Below are 13,473 nucleotides of genomic sequence, written 5' to 3'. Positions count from 1 at the left end.
GCCGGGTGCGGCGCGCTGCGGCCGTCAACGGTCCGGCAAAACATGTCCGGCATAACGGCCCGGATTGTCAGGAGTGTCGGTCCTTGCGCATCCGGATGCTGTTCATCGTCGGCTTCTGCCTGGTCGCCATCCCCGGCGGGCTTGCCAGCCTGTGGGTGGCGGGAGAGGCGATCCGGGACCAGCGGCGCATCGCGCAGGCCACGGCGCAGCTGCAGGCGACGGCCGATGCGCAGCGCGCGGTCAGCGCCATCGCGGTGGAGGTCGGCGCCTTCGGCACCGTGCTGCGGCAGGCCTCGCCGGATCGCGGGCAGCTGAACGGCGATGCGGCGGCGACGCGCCGCCTGATGCAGGCGGCCGCGGCCAGCGCCACGGCCGCCGGGCTGGATGGTGCCGCCATCGCGCAGCTGGCGACGGAGGTGGAGGCGGTGCGCGGCCGGGTGAACCAGGCGCTGGACCAGCCGCTAGACCGTCGCGATGCCGGCCTGGCAGCAACGGCGGTGGCGGCGCGCAACCGCGCGGTGGAAGGCCTGCTGGCCGTCGCCGCGAAGGGCGCGCAGAACGTGGCGCTGAGCGCGCCGGACCTGGCGCTGCTGGTGGAGGTCTCCTCCGCCGTGATGGATCTGCGGGACGTGGTCGGCCGGCGCAACGCGCAGATCCTGGCCTGGCTGTCCGGCACGCCGGTGCAGCTGGATGCCTTCCTGGGCGCCCAGGCGGCGACGGGGCGGGCGGAGCAGGCCTGGATGGCGGCGCAGCGGCTGATCGAATCCGCACCCGCCAACCCGCTGCTGCGGGATGCGCTGGCCCGGCAGCGGCAGAGCTATGCCGGGCGGGACGAAGGGGAGTGGCGCCGCTACCTGGCCACGGCGCAGCGTCGGCTGTCCGCGCCGGAGACCGATTTCGGCATCACGGTGCAGGCCTATCGCGACTGGTCGCGCGGCGCCCAGGCCTCGATCCTCGACCTGCGGGACGCGGCCCTGACCGCCGCCCTGCAGGGGGCGGAGGGGGCGGCGGCGGAGGCGGCGCGCACGCTGTGGCTGGCGGCGGGGCTGGCGCTGCTGTCCCTGGCGGCCGCCATCGGCGGCGCGGCGCTGCTGCTGCGCCGGCTGGTCGGGCCGATCCGCGACCTGACCGGGACGGTGGGGCGCATCGCCGGCGGCGATTTGGCGGTCGCGGTGCCGGGCCGCGGCCGGACCGACGAGCTGGGCGAGATGGCGGCCGCGGTGGAGACGCTGCGGGCGGCGAGCCTGGAGCGGCTGGCGGAGACCGAGGCGCGCGCCGCCGAACAGGCGCAGCGCCTGGCGCGGGCGGAGCGCGTGGACGCGATGCTGCGGGAGTTCGAGGAGAAGGCCGGGACCATGCTGGCGGGCGTCGCCTCCGCCGCCACCGAGCTGGATGCGACGGCGGAGAGCATGGCGGGCATCGCCAGCGATGGCAGCCAGCACGCCGCCGCCGTGGCGGCCGCGGCGGATCTCGCCAATGGCGGCGTGCAGACGGTGGCAGCCGCGACGGAGGAACTCGCGGCCTCCTTCGGGGAGGTGACGCGCCAGATCCGCCACGGGTCGGAGCAGGCGGAGGCCGCCACGGGGGCGGCGGAACAGGCCGGCCAGACCGTGCGCGGGCTGGCGGAGGAGGCGGAGCGGATCGGCGACGTGGTGCGGCTGATCAGCGACATCGCGGGGCAGACGAACCTGCTGGCGCTGAATGCCACGATCGAGGCGGCGCGGGCCGGCGAGGCCGGCAAGGGCTTCGCCGTGGTGGCCGGGGAGGTGAAGGCCCTCGCCGCCCAGACCGCCAAGGCGACGGAGGAGATCGGCAGCCAGATCGCCGCCATGCAGGCGGAGACGGGGCGCACCGTCTCCGCCATCGCGGAGATCGCCCGCATCATCGCGGTGGTGGGCGAAGCCACCGCCCAGGTGGCGGCGACGGCGGGCGAACAGGCGCAGGCGACGCAGGAGATCACCCGCGCGGTGGCGGAAGCAGCGCGGGGCACGGCCGACGTCTCCGGCCATGCCAGCGGGGTGAATGCCGATGCGGACCGGACGGGGCATGCGGCGGCGGAGGTGCGCACTGCCTCCGCCGACCTGTCCCGCCAGGCGGAGACGCTGCGGGCGGAGGTCGGGCGCTTCATGGCGGCGCTGCGCGCGGCCTGACGGACCCGTTGCGGAGAGCGGAATCGGGGCGCGACCCCGCCGCCATTCCGTGATACCCGGGGGCGCAAACCGGGGAGCGTCTTCAGGCCATGAGTAGCGCCGAGGCCAGGGGCTGGACCAGCCTGCCGCAGATGATGCTGGACCTGTCGCGGGGCTGGCATGGCAGGCCGATGCTGCGGGCCTGGCAGGGCAAGGCCTGGCGGCAGGTGAGCTGGGGCGAATTCGCCGCCCGCACCGCCTCGGTCGCCGCCTTCCTGCGGGCGGAAGGCGTGGCGCCGGGCGATCGCGTGCTGCTGGTCAGCGAGAACCGGCCCGAATTCCCCATCGCCGATACCGCCATCATGGCGATCGGCGGCGTCACCGTGCCGACCTACACCACCAATACCGTCGCCGACCACGCGCATATCCTGCGTGACAGCGGGGCGAGCGCGGCCATCGTCTCCACCCGCAAGCTGGCGGCGGCGGTGGCGGCGGCCTCCGCCATGGCGGGGCGGCAGCTGGATTTGCTGGTCTGCATGGAAGCCGAGGCGCCCGGCGCGGCGGTGGCCAGCCATGCCTGGGCGCGGGCGGAGGCGACGCCATCCGACCCCGCGGGCCTGCTGGCGGAGGCGGAGCTGATCCCGCCGGGAAGGCTGGCCTGCATCGTCTATACCAGCGGCACCGGCGGGCTGCCCAAGGGGGTGATGCTGCCCCACCGCGCGCTGCTGGCGAACCGGGAGGGCGTGGCGAGCCTGGCGAAGCAGCTGCAGCTGGAGGGCACGCCCTACCTCTCCTTCCTGCCGCTGTCGCACAGCTACGAGCATACGGTGGGCGGCTTCCTGCTGCCCTCGCTGGGCGTGGAGGTGGTGTATTCCCGCGGCGCCGACCGGCTGGCCGGCGAGTTCAAGGAGATCCAGCCCAGCATCATCACCGCCGTGCCCCGGCTGTTCGAGGTGCTGCGCGGCCGGATCGAGGCGGGGGTGGAGAAGGAAGGCGGCTTCAAGGCGGTGCTGTTCCGCCAGGCCCTGGCTCTCGGCCTGCGGAAGATGGACGGGCCGCCGCTCGGCCTGCTGGAACGCGTGCAGGATTTGGTGCTGGAACGGCTGGTGCGGGCCAAGGTGCGGGACCGCTTCGGCGGCAAGCTGCAGGCGATGGTCTCGGGCGGCGCAAGGCTGGACCCGGACCTCTCCGGCTTCTTCCTGGCGCTGGGGCTGCCGGTGATCCAGGGCTATGGCCAGACGGAAGCCGGGCCGGTGATCAGCGTGAACCCGCCCTGGGCCAATCGCCGCCAGACCGTGGGCCCGCCCCTGCCGGGGGTGGAGGCGCGGATCGCGGAGGATGGGGAGCTCTGCGTGCGCGGCGACCTGGTGATGGATGGCTATTGGGGCGATCCGGAATCCACCGCCAAGGCGCTGCGCGATGGCTGGCTGCACACCGGCGATGTGGGGGAGATCGGCGCGGGCGGCTACATCCGCATTACCGACCGCAAGCGGGATTTCATCAAGACGCTGGGCGGGGACATGGTGAGCCCGGCCAAGATCGAGAGCCTGCTCATGGCGGAGCCCGAGGTCGCGCAGGCGGTGGTGGCCGGCGAGGGCAAGCCCGGCATCGTCGCGCTGCTGGTACCGGCCGAGGGGATGGAGGAGAAGGTAGGCGCGGCGGTGGAGCGGGTGAACAAGAAGCTGTCGAGCATCGAGCGCATCCGCCACACCGCGGTGGTGCCCCCCTTCACGGTGGAGAACGGGCAGCTGACGCCGACCATGAAGGTGAAGCGCCGCGTGGTGCTGGAACAGCATGCAGCGGTGACGGAGGGGCTGTTCCAGCGGTGATCAGTCGATCCTGACGCGCGTCTCCCGCACCACGCGTTCCCAGGTCGCGGTCTGGGCCTCGATGAACTGGCCGAAGGCGGCGGGTTCCGACATCAGCAGGTCGAAGCCGAGACCCTCGCGCAGCCGCTGGCCGATGGTGGGCTGCTCGACCACCTTGATCAGCGCATCGCGGAACTGCCGCAGGATGGGCTCCGGCGTGGCGATGGGGGCCAGGACCCCGGTGAAGGAGACCGCGTTGATCCCGGGCACGCCGCACTCCGCCAGGGTCACGAGGTCCGGGTACTTCCCGGACCGCTCGGCGCCGGTCTGGGCGAGCGCGCGGACCAGCCCCGAGGCGACGTGGCCGGACAGCGCGGCGGCACCGAGGGCAAGGTCCGTCTGGTTGGCCGCCGCGGCCGTGGCGAGCGGCCCACCGCCATTGTAGGGCACGTGCAGGAAGGTGAGACCGAGTGCCTTCTGCATCTGCGCCAGCACGAGATGGGTCAGCGTGCCGTTGCCGTTGGAGGCGCAGGAGATGGCCTCCGGCTCCGATCGCCGGGCAGCGTCGAAGACCTCCTCCAGGCTGCGCCAGCGGCGGGGCGCGGGGGTGACGACCAGCATCGGCGTGGTGCCGATCAGCGTGATGGGGGCGAGGTCGCGCGCGGAATCGAAGCCGCGATTCGGCATCAGCGCGGGGTTGGTGACGTGGCTGTCGAAGACCAGGACGAAGGTCTGGCCATCCGGCGCGGAACGGGCGACGGCGGCGGTGCCCATGGTGCCGCCCGCGCCGGGCCGGTTCTCCACCACCACCGGCACGCCGAGATCGGCCTGCAGCCCGGGCTGCACCAGGCGGCAGACGGCGTCGACGGTGCCACCCGGCGCATAGGGGGCGACCAGGCGGATGGGACCGCGCGGCCAGGCGGGTTGCGCGAGGGCCGGCATGGCGAGACCGGTGCCGGCAGCCAGCAGATGGCGTCGTGACAGGGCCATGGTCGTCCTGATCCTCCCGTTTCGGGGGAGGTTAGGACGGAAGCGGCGCGGCGCTACCAGGCCTGCCGGCGCGTTCCGTATCCCGGAACGCGCCCGGGGTCACACATGCCGCGTCAGCCCGCCATCGACGCGCAGCGACTGGCCGGTGACGTAGGAGGCGTCGTCGGAAAGCAGGTAGGCGACCGCGGCCGCGATCTCCGGCGCATGGGCGTAGCGGCCCAGCGGGATGCGGGCGCGGCGCGCCTCCTTCTCCGGCAGGCTGTCAACGAAGCCGGGCAGCACGGCGTTCACGCGGATGCCCTTGGGCGCCAGCGTATCGGCGGCGAGCTTGGTCCAGGCGCCGAGGGCGGCGCGCAGCGTCGTCGCCGGGAAATCGCCCTCGGGCTCCAGCGCGGCGTAGGAGGAGAGGTTGACGACGGCGCCGCTGCCCTGCGCCTCGAAGGCCGGCAGCACGCAGCGCAGCGCGCGGATGGCGGAGAGCATCACCATGTCGAAGCCGGCATGCCACTGCGCATCCGTCAGGTCGAAGAGCGGCGCCTTGGGCGGATGGCCGGCATTGTTCACCAGCGCGTCGATGCGGCCGTATTTCTCCAGTGTCGCGGCCACGAGGCGCTCGATGTCGGCGACCTCCGTCACCGATCCGGTCACGCCGAGCGCGTCCGGCAGCGTGGCGGCGAGTTTCTCCGCGTTGCCGGAGGGCGACATGACGGCGACGCGCCAGCCATCGCTCGACAGGCGCTGCGCGACGGCGGCGCCGATGCCGCGGCCGGCGGCGGTGACGACGGCGACCTTCGACATCGTCAGTGGTCCCCACCGCCGGGGCGATAGGCGCCGTTGTCGGTGGGGCGGAGCGCGCTGAACATCTCCGTCACCTGGCTGTAGTCGCGGTAGCCGCAGCGGGCGACGGCCTGGGCCTTCACCGTGTCGAACAGCCCGTCGGTCAGGAACTCCTCATTGATGTGGACGCCGACGACCTGGCCCACGATCAGCCAGCCGCCAGTGCTGGTGCCATCGACGGTGTGCAACTCCATCGAGTGCACGACCTTGCATTCCAGGCTGGCGGGGGACGCCGCGACGCGGGGCACGGCCACCTTGTGGCAGGCGCCCTTCTCCAGCCCCGCGGCCTCGAACTCATCGACGCCGGCGCCGAGCGCGGCGGAGGTCGCGTTCATCGCATCGAAGAGCGGGCGGGAGACAAGGTTGAAGACGAATTCGCCGGTGGCGATGGCGTTCGCCGCCGTGTGCTTCATCCCGTCGCTGGAGAACATGCAAAGGGGCGTGCGCGTCTGCACCATGTTGAAGAAGCTGTAGGGGGCGAGGTTGGGACGCCCCTCGGCATCGAGCGTGGAGATCCAGCCGATGGGGCGCGGCGCGATGATGGCCTTGATGGGATCATGCGGCAGGCCGTGGCCGCTTCTCGGTTCGTAGAACATCCTGGTCGTCGCATCCCGGGCGCTGGTCGATGGAGGCTTGGCTGCCTGTCGCGGCTAGTTACGCCGCGCCGGAACGCGAAAACAACCCCGCCCGGGGCGCAGGCCGGCCGGTCAGTGCAGCGTCCGGTTGCCCGGGAAGACGATGATCCGCCCCTCCGCCGGCAGCCGCAGCCCCGCTTCCGTCATGGCGGCGGCGAAGCGCCAGGCGGCCTGCAGCGCGGATGGCACCGCTTCCTCCGGCAGCCAGTCGCGCAGCACCAGCAGGCCCGTGGCGCGGTCGGAAGCCTGCAGCGCGGCCAGGAGGCGGAGCATCGCCTCCTCATCCTCGCCAACGCCGCAGCAATGGCAGCAGCGCATGTCGATCAGCCGGATCGCCTGCGACCCGATCATGGACATCAGCGCATCGAAGGCCTGCACGCCCGGCGCGCCGACACCCGCCATGGCGAAAAGGTCGCGGCAATCCGGATGATCCTCCCCGGGGCGCATCAAGGGCGCGACCCAGCTGCGCAGCGTGGCGACGACGAAGAGCGCGGCGGCGTCGAGGTCGATCGCCTCCCGCGGCGCGCGGCTGCCCCCTGGCGCGGGCGCCGGATCGGCGGAGGGGTCGAGCAGGAAGGGCGAGAGGGGCGGCTTCGGCATGAGTGACCTCCGATGAAGCGACCATATTGCGAATGCGAGTGATTCGCAAATATGCTGGGTCATCCCGGATGGAACCGCCGATGCCCGACACCATGCCTGCCTTCAACCCGGCGCTTGCCGCCCTGCTGGCCCGCGCCTCCGTCCCCGCGCGGATGCTGCGCGATCCGGGGCCGGATGATGCGGCGATCGACCTGGCCGTGGCGGCCGCGCTGCGCGCGCCGGACCATGGCGGGCTGCGGCCCTGGCGCTTCGTCGTGGTGCGCGGGGAGGCCCGTGCGGCGCTGGGCGAGGTGCTGGCGGATTCGCTCGCGCGCCGGGCGCCGGATTCGTCGCCGGACCGGCTGGCGCTGGAGCGCGCTAAGCCGTTGCGCGCGCCCGTCGTGATCGTGGCCGGGGCGGCGCTGCGCCCTCAGCATCCCGTGCCGGTGTGGGAGCAGGAGGCTACGGCGGCCGCGGGCGTCATGAACCTGATGAATGCGCTGGATGCGCAGGGCCAGGGCGCAATCTGGCTGTCCTCCGCCGCGCTGCGCGACGATGCGGTGAAGGCCGCGCTCGGCTTCGCGGCGGGTGATGCGCTGCTGGGCTGGATCTATGCTGGCACCCCCGCGGCGGACCGCCCGCGCCCCGTCCGGCCGGCGCCGGACGGCTTCTGGCGGGAATGGCGCGGGGCGGATGACATGGCATGACGGATCTCGCGCGCTGCATCCCGATCCTCGCCTCGCTCGACCTGGCGGAGACGCTGGCCTTCTACGGCGAGCATCTCGGCTTCACGGGGGAGCGGTGGGGCGACTACGCCATCCTCCGCCGCGATGCGATGGAGATCCATTTCTGGCTGGCGCCGGACCGCATCCATCCCGAGCACACCTCCTGCTACATCCGCGGCGGCCAGGTTCCGGCGCTGCATGCGGAATTCAGCGCGCGCGCCGTGCCGGGGCTGTCACCCTTCGAGGTGAAGCCCTGGGACATGAAGGAATTCCACCTGATCGACCCGCACGGCAACCTGCTGCGCTTCGGCTGCGCGCCGCAGGAGATCGCGTCCCACCCCGACCCCAAGGAGGAAAGCTGATGTTCGTCGCCGCCAATCGTTTCCGAGTCATCCCCGCCGAGGCCGAGACCTTCGAGCGGACCTGGCTGAACCGGGAGAGCCACCTGCATGAGGTCGAGGGCTTCGTGACCTTCCACCTGCTGAAGGGGCCGCAGGCGGAGGATCACATCCTCTACTCGTCCTTCACGCTCTGGGCATCGCGCGAGGCGTTCGAGGGCTGGACACGATCCCAGCAGTTCCGACGGGCCCATGCCGGTGCGGGGGCCTCGAAGCCGGTGACGCTCGGGCCGCCGCAATTCGAGGGCTTCGAGGTGCTGCAGACGATCGGCGCGCCGGCGCGCGCCTGAAGCGTGAGGGCCGGCGCCGCCGCTGCGCGATCCGCGCGGCGGCGCCGGGACAGCCTACATGCCGAGCGCGCGGCGGTAGAGGTCGAGCAGCGTCTCCTGCTCCTCCACCTCGGCGGGCTCCTTCTTCCGGATGGAGATGATCTGCTTGATCACCTTCACCTCGAAGCCCGCGGACTTGGCTTCCGCGAAGATGTCCTTGATGTCCCCGGCCAGCGCCTTGCGTTCCTCCTCCAGGCGCTCGACGCGCTCGATGATGGAGCGGAGCCGATCGACGGCGATGCCGCCGACCTCGGGGTCCGGGTCCTTCTCCTGGCGGTCACGGCTGGCGGCCGCTTCCTGCAGGTCAACGTCGCTCATCGAGGGTGCTCCGGGCAGTGCGGCCGCGCGCGCCCTGAGGGGCAGGCGGCTTGGGTAGGAAGGGGCGCGATATACCCGTGGGAGAGGGGGGGCGCAAACCGCCTGCGCCCCTTCGGTACGTCAGTGGCCCGGGTTGGCGGCGGCGAACTTCGCCTTCTGCTCGGCGCTCGCCTCCTTCTGGTACTTCGCCTGCCATTCCTTGTAGGGCATGCCGTAGATGATCTCCCGCGCATCGGGGTCGGAGAGGGGGATGCCCTTCTCCTCCGCCGCGGCGCGGTACCACTTGGACAGGCAGTTGCGGCAGAAGCCCGCCATGTTCATCAGGTCGATGTTCTGCACGTCGTTGCGCTCGCGCAGGTGCTGCACCAGGCGGCGGAAGGCGGCGGCCTCCAGCTCGGTCTGGGTCGGCTGGTCGATATCGGGCATGGCTGGTCCTCCGGTGCTTGGGTGAATTTGGGGCCTGGGCGCCAGCCATGCCAGTGGCGCTACAGGTTCGCGCCCTTGATCGCGGCGATGACGGCGTCCGTCACCTCCGCCGTCGTGGCGGTGCCGCCGACGTCGCGGGTGCGGATGCCGGCCGCGCAGACGCGCTCCACCGCCTCCATCAGCAGGCGGCCGGCGACGGGCTCGCCCAGGTGTTCCAGCATCATCGTCGCGGTCCAGAAGGTGGCGACGGGGTTGGCGACGCCCTTGCCCGCGATGTCGAAGGCCGATCCGTGGATGGGCTCGAACATCGAGGGATGGCGGCGGGACGGGTCAAGATTGGCCGTCGGCGCCACGCCGAGCGAGCCGGCGACGGCACCCGCGAGGTCCGAGAGGATATCGGCGTGCAGATTGGTGGCGACGACGGTGTCGATGCTGCGCGGCCGCTGGATCATGCGCGCGGCCATGGCATCCACCAGCTCCTTCTCCCAGGTCACCTCGGGGAAGTCCTTTGCGACTTCGGCGGCGATCTCGTCCCAGAAGACCATGCCGTGCTTCTGGGCGTTGGACTTCGTCACCACCGTCAGCAGGCGGCGCGGGCGGTTCTTCGCGATCTCGAAGGCCGTGCGCATGATCCTTGTGACGCCGGCGCGGGTGAAGATCGCGGTCTCGGTCGCGATCTCCTCCGGGTGGCCGCGATGGGCGCGGCCGCCATGGCCGGCATATTCGCCCTCGCTGTTCTCGCGCACGATGACCCAGTCGATGTCACCGGGCTCGACGGCGCGGAGGGGGCTGGTCAGGCCGGGCAGCACGCGAGTCGGGCGGATATTGGCGTATTGGTCGAAGCCCTGGCAGATGCGCAGCCGCAGGCCCCAGAGGGTGATGTCGTCCGGCAGGTCCTTGTCGCCGACCGCGCCGAAATAGATGGCGTCGAAGCGCTTCAGCGTCTCCAGCCCATCCTCCGGCATCATGCGGCCATTGGCGCGGTAGTAGTCGCTGCCCCAGTCGAAATGCTCGACGTCGAGCCTGAAGTCGCCGCAGCGTTCCGCCAGCGCGCGCAGCACGGCGAGGCCGGCGGGGATGACTTCCTGGCCGATGCCGTCGGCGGGGATGGCGGCGATCCGGTGGGTGCGCATGGCTGTGGGGCCTTCCTGGTTGATGGTATGAAGGACGGGATGGACAACGCGCTGCGACAGGACCGGGTGAGACCGGCCGTCCCCTCCCCCGCCCGGCCAAGCCTGGCGGAAGCGGCCTATGCAGCGCTGAAGGCGAGCATCCTCGAAGGGCTGCTGCCGCCGGGGCATGAGGCGGTGGAACAGGCGATCGCCGACCAGCTCGGCATGAGCCGGACGCCGGTGCACGAAGCCGTGCTGCGCCTGCAGCACGAAGGCATGGTCCGCATCCTGCCGCGCCGCGGCGTGATGGTGCTGCCGATCGACCCGGAGGATCTGCGACAGACCTACCAGGTGCTGATCGCGCTGGAGGGCGAGGCCGCGGCGCTGCTGGCGGCGCGCGGGGCTGCGGCGGCCGATACGCTCGCCGTGATGCGGGACGCCACGGCGGCGATGGAGGCGGCGCTGGCCGGCGGCGACCGGGCCGCCTGGGCGGCGGCGGATGACCGCTTCCACCGCGCCCTGCTCTCGGGCTGCGGCAACCCGAAGCTGGCACGGCTCGCCGAGACCGCGGCCGACCAGGCGCAGCGCGCCCGCGCCGCGACGGCAGCACGGCGCGGGGAGCCGGAGACCTCCGGCATCGAGCACGCAGCCATCATGGCGGCGCTGGAGGCCGGCGACCCCGACGCCGCCCGGACGGCGCTGGCCCGCCACCGCGCCCGGGCGAGCGCGGACATCCTGCGGGCGCTGGGGCGCTGAGGGCGAAAACGCGGCACTCATCTCGCATGGTTTCTTCCATGCCACGAGGAATTCCACAAGCGCGCCGACGCCCGCCGTGGTTGATCGGCGCGCCGGCCCCGTCATGATGCACGCAACGCCGGGAGGGCGAAGCATGGCCTGGGATGACGCTGCCGCACGCGGGGCACTGGAGAAACTCTTTGCGGCGGCGGTGGCGAGTGCCGATCCGCGGGTGGTGCTGGCGCGGCACCTGCCGCAACCGCCGAAGGATGGCCGCGTGGTGGTGGTGGGCGCGGGGAAGTCGGCGGCGGTGATGGCGGCGGCCGTGGAGGCGGCCTGGCCTGACGTGCCGCTCTCCGGCGTCGTCGTCACGCGCTACGCCCATGGCTATCCGACGCAGCGCATCGAGGTGCTGGAAGCATCGCACCCCGTGCCGGATGCTGCCGGCGCGGCCGGGGCGCGGCGGGTGCTGGACGCCGTCACGGGGCTGACCGAGCGGGACCTGGTGCTGTTCCTGGTCTCCGGCGGGGGATCGGCGCTGACGACGCTGCCGGCGGAGGGGCTGACCCTGGACGAGCTGATGGCGGTGAACCGGGCGCTGCTGGCCTCCGGCGCCACGATCAACGAGATGAACTGCATCCGCCGGCACCTCTCCGCCTTTTCCGGCGGGCGGCTGGCCGTGGCGGCGCATCCGGCGCGCGTCGTGACGCTGGCGATCAGCGACGTGCCAGGGGACGACCCGACGGTGATCGCGAGCGGCCCGACGGTGCCGGACCCCTCGACGTTTGGGGAAGCCCGCGCGCTGGTGGCGCATTACGCCATGGCGCTGCCCGATGCCGTCGTGGCGCATCTGGCGCGGGGGACTGACGAAAGCCCGAAGCCGGGGGATCCGCGCCTCGGCACGGTCGATTACCGCTTCATCGCGACGCCGCGCATGGCGCTGGAGGCGGCGGCCGAAGCGGCACGCGGCATGGGGCTGGCGCCGCTGATCCTGGGCGATGCGCTTGAGGGCGAGGCGCGGGAGTTGGGCAAGGCGATCGCGGGCATCGCGCTCTCCGCCCGCGCGCATGGCCATCCCCTGCCCGGCCCCTGCGTGCTGCTCTCCGGCGGCGAGACGACGGTGACGATCGGGCGGGAGGGCCATGGCCGCGGCGGGCGGAATGCTGAGGCGCTGCTGGGCTGCGCCGTGACCCTGGCCGGTGCGCCGGGCATCTGGGCGCTGATGGGCGACACGGACGGGATCGACGGGTCGGAGACCAATGCGGGCGCCATCGCCACGCCGGATACGCTGGCCCGCGCCCGCGGAAAGAGCTTGGACCCCCGCGCCATGCTGGCGCACCATGACAGTTACAGCCTCTTCGCGGCGCTGGGTGACCTGCTGGAACCCGGGCCGACACTCACGAATGTCAACGATTTCAGGGCGGTGCTGGTGGCATGACCTTCGCGACGATCCCCCTGCCGGCGGCGCCGGACGTGTACGCCCCGGATGGCGCGGAGGTGCGGCTGCTGGTCCGCGCGGCCGGCGGCACCATGGCGCATTTCAAGCTGAACCCGGGGGAGGTCTCCATGGCGGTGACGCACCGCACGGTGGAGGAGCTGTGGTTCGTCATTGCCGGGCGCGGCGAGATGTGGCGCCGGGACGCGACGCGGGAGGAGGTGACGCCGCTCGTGCCCGGGGTCAGCCTCAGCATCCCGTTGGGGACGGAGTTCCAGTTCAAGGCGGCCGAGGACGAGGCCTTCGAGGCGGTGGCGATCACCATGCCGCCCTGGCCGGGGATGGATGAGGCGGTGCATGTGCAGGGGCGCTGGGCGTCGAAGGTGCCGGTCTGACGCCTGATCCATCGGATGAATGACAGGCATCAGATGGACCAATCATTCGATTGATCCGCATCAAGCCCGCGAAGCTTCCGTGCGGGCAAGGTTCGGCCATGGAAGGCGCTCCCGATTCAGGGGCCGCCGGGATGCCCGAGGAGGCAACCATGGCTTTCGACAAATCCGAGTTCGACGTGACCGATCCCGCCGTCGCCGTGCGGCTGATGGCCGGGCTGTTCTACGTGCCGCATGCGCTGTTCAAGGTGAACGGGCTGGAGGGCGCGGCGGGGCTGTTCGGGCGGATCGGCTTCCACCCGCCGATGCTCTGGGTGTGGCTGGCGATCGCGGCGGAACTGGCCTGCGCGGTGGCGCTGACCCTCAACATCCAGGTCAAGTGGATGGGGCTCGTCTCCGCCTTCGTCATGGCGCTCGCGGGCTATGCGGTGGTGATGACCAAGGGCCCGGTGTGGCTGTGGAATTTCGGGGGCGTCGAATACATCGCCTTCTGGGGCGTGGCTTCCCTCGCGCTCGCCGCGCAGGCCTGGAAGCGGGAATACGCAGCCTATGGGCGGGTCTTCCTGCTCTGGCCGAGCCTGGAACGCGGCGTCGTCCGGGCCTGATACGAGAACGGCCGGGGGAT

General features: G+C 72.0%; 16 protein-coding genes. 9 read left to right on the top strand and 7 right to left on the bottom strand.

Annotation, left to right across the window (positions count from 1 at the left end):
* The first annotated feature begins 83 nt into the window (after positions 1 to 83).
* Positions 84 to 2,150, top strand: coding sequence for a methyl-accepting chemotaxis protein (locus tag G3576_RS05485; RefSeq protein ID WP_164693355.1), 2,067 nt, complete (start codon positions 84 to 86; stop codon positions 2,148 to 2,150).
* 89 nt (positions 2,151 to 2,239) lie between these two features.
* The gene (locus G3576_RS05480) at positions 2,240 to 3,958 is read left to right on the top strand and encodes an AMP-dependent synthetase/ligase (protein ID WP_164693354.1); all 1,719 of its coding nucleotides are present in this window, start codon (positions 2,240 to 2,242) and stop codon (positions 3,956 to 3,958) included.
* On the opposite strand, the gene G3576_RS05475 is transcribed toward G3576_RS05480, so the two are convergent.
* The 4 genes from G3576_RS05475 to G3576_RS05460 all read right to left on the bottom strand — a co-directional run bounded on the left by G3576_RS05475 (position 3,959) and on the right by G3576_RS05460 (position 6,999).
* Positions 3,959 to 4,927 carry a Bug family tripartite tricarboxylate transporter substrate binding protein gene (locus G3576_RS05475; RefSeq protein WP_164693353.1) on the bottom strand — a complete coding sequence of 323 codons (969 nt, stop codon included), beginning with the start codon at positions 4,925 to 4,927 and terminating at the stop codon, positions 3,959 to 3,961.
* A 99-nt stretch (positions 4,928 to 5,026) separates the two neighbouring features.
* Positions 5,027 to 5,725 (bottom strand): SDR family oxidoreductase, encoded by a 699-nt coding sequence (locus tag G3576_RS05470; protein WP_207622675.1) that lies wholly within the window; start codon positions 5,723 to 5,725, stop codon positions 5,027 to 5,029.
* 2 nt (positions 5,726 to 5,727) lie between these two features.
* The gene (locus G3576_RS05465) at positions 5,728 to 6,360 is read right to left on the bottom strand and encodes a flavin reductase family protein (RefSeq protein WP_164693352.1); all 633 of its coding nucleotides are present in this window, start codon (positions 6,358 to 6,360) and stop codon (positions 5,728 to 5,730) included.
* Positions 6,361 to 6,471: 111 nt separating this feature from the next.
* The gene (locus tag G3576_RS05460; protein ID WP_164693351.1) at positions 6,472 to 6,999 is read right to left on the bottom strand and encodes a hypothetical protein; all 528 of its coding nucleotides are present in this window, start codon (positions 6,997 to 6,999) and stop codon (positions 6,472 to 6,474) included.
* An 80-nt stretch (positions 7,000 to 7,079) separates the two neighbouring features.
* Here G3576_RS05460 and G3576_RS05455 point away from each other — a divergent pair, with 80 nt between their 5' ends.
* From G3576_RS05455 to G3576_RS05445, 3 genes are read left to right on the top strand one after another with little or no spacing between them, the layout of a single operon-like run.
* Positions 7,080 to 7,685 (top strand): nitroreductase family protein, encoded by a 606-nt coding sequence (locus G3576_RS05455; RefSeq protein WP_164693350.1) that lies wholly within the window; start codon positions 7,080 to 7,082, stop codon positions 7,683 to 7,685.
* Positions 7,682 to 8,065: a bleomycin resistance protein gene (locus tag G3576_RS05450; RefSeq protein WP_164693349.1), complete on the top strand. Its 384-nt coding sequence runs from the start codon at positions 7,682 to 7,684 to the stop codon at positions 8,063 to 8,065. The genes G3576_RS05455 and G3576_RS05450 overlap by 4 nt, the downstream gene beginning before the upstream one ends.
* Positions 8,065 to 8,391, top strand: a complete 327-nt coding sequence (locus tag G3576_RS05445) for an antibiotic biosynthesis monooxygenase family protein (protein ID WP_164693348.1) — start codon at positions 8,065 to 8,067, stop codon at positions 8,389 to 8,391. The genes G3576_RS05450 and G3576_RS05445 overlap by 1 nt, the downstream gene beginning before the upstream one ends.
* 54 nt (positions 8,392 to 8,445) lie before the next feature.
* Here G3576_RS05445 and G3576_RS05440 read toward each other — a convergent pair whose 3' ends face one another.
* The 3 genes from G3576_RS05440 to G3576_RS05430 form a co-directional block, all read right to left on the bottom strand.
* Positions 8,446 to 8,748 (bottom strand): DUF2312 domain-containing protein, encoded by a 303-nt coding sequence (locus G3576_RS05440; RefSeq protein ID WP_235951542.1) that lies wholly within the window; start codon positions 8,746 to 8,748, stop codon positions 8,446 to 8,448.
* A gap of 120 nt (positions 8,749 to 8,868) precedes the next feature.
* Positions 8,869 to 9,174, bottom strand: a complete 306-nt coding sequence (locus G3576_RS05435) for a DUF1244 domain-containing protein (RefSeq protein ID WP_164693347.1) — start codon at positions 9,172 to 9,174, stop codon at positions 8,869 to 8,871.
* Between the two features lie 59 nt (positions 9,175 to 9,233).
* Positions 9,234 to 10,307, bottom strand: coding sequence for a tartrate dehydrogenase (locus G3576_RS05430; protein WP_164693346.1), 1,074 nt, complete (start codon positions 10,305 to 10,307; stop codon positions 9,234 to 9,236).
* A gap of 39 nt (positions 10,308 to 10,346) precedes the next feature.
* Here G3576_RS05430 and G3576_RS05425 point away from each other — a divergent pair, with 39 nt between their 5' ends.
* From G3576_RS05425 to G3576_RS05410, 4 genes are all read left to right on the top strand, one after another.
* Positions 10,347 to 11,042 (top strand): GntR family transcriptional regulator, encoded by a 696-nt coding sequence (locus tag G3576_RS05425; RefSeq protein WP_164693345.1) that lies wholly within the window; start codon positions 10,347 to 10,349, stop codon positions 11,040 to 11,042.
* A gap of 133 nt (positions 11,043 to 11,175) precedes the next feature.
* Positions 11,176 to 12,459: a glycerate kinase type-2 family protein gene (locus G3576_RS05420; RefSeq protein ID WP_164693344.1), complete on the top strand. Its 1,284-nt coding sequence runs from the start codon at positions 11,176 to 11,178 to the stop codon at positions 12,457 to 12,459.
* On the top strand, positions 12,456 to 12,851 hold the full coding sequence (locus tag G3576_RS05415) for a cupin domain-containing protein (RefSeq protein ID WP_164693343.1): 396 nt from the start codon (positions 12,456 to 12,458) through the stop codon (positions 12,849 to 12,851). Before G3576_RS05420 ends, G3576_RS05415 begins: the two co-directional genes overlap by 4 nt.
* A 149-nt stretch (positions 12,852 to 13,000) precedes the next feature.
* On the top strand, positions 13,001 to 13,453 hold the full coding sequence (locus tag G3576_RS05410) for a DoxX family protein (protein ID WP_164693342.1): 453 nt from the start codon (positions 13,001 to 13,003) through the stop codon (positions 13,451 to 13,453).
* Positions 13,454 to 13,473: the final 20 nt, after the last annotated feature.

It is taken from the genome of Falsiroseomonas algicola (assembly GCF_011040385.1).
Classification (GTDB): domain Bacteria; phylum Pseudomonadota; class Alphaproteobacteria; order Acetobacterales; family Acetobacteraceae; genus Falsiroseomonas; species Falsiroseomonas algicola.
This window is presented reverse-complemented; position numbering and strand designations above follow the sequence as displayed.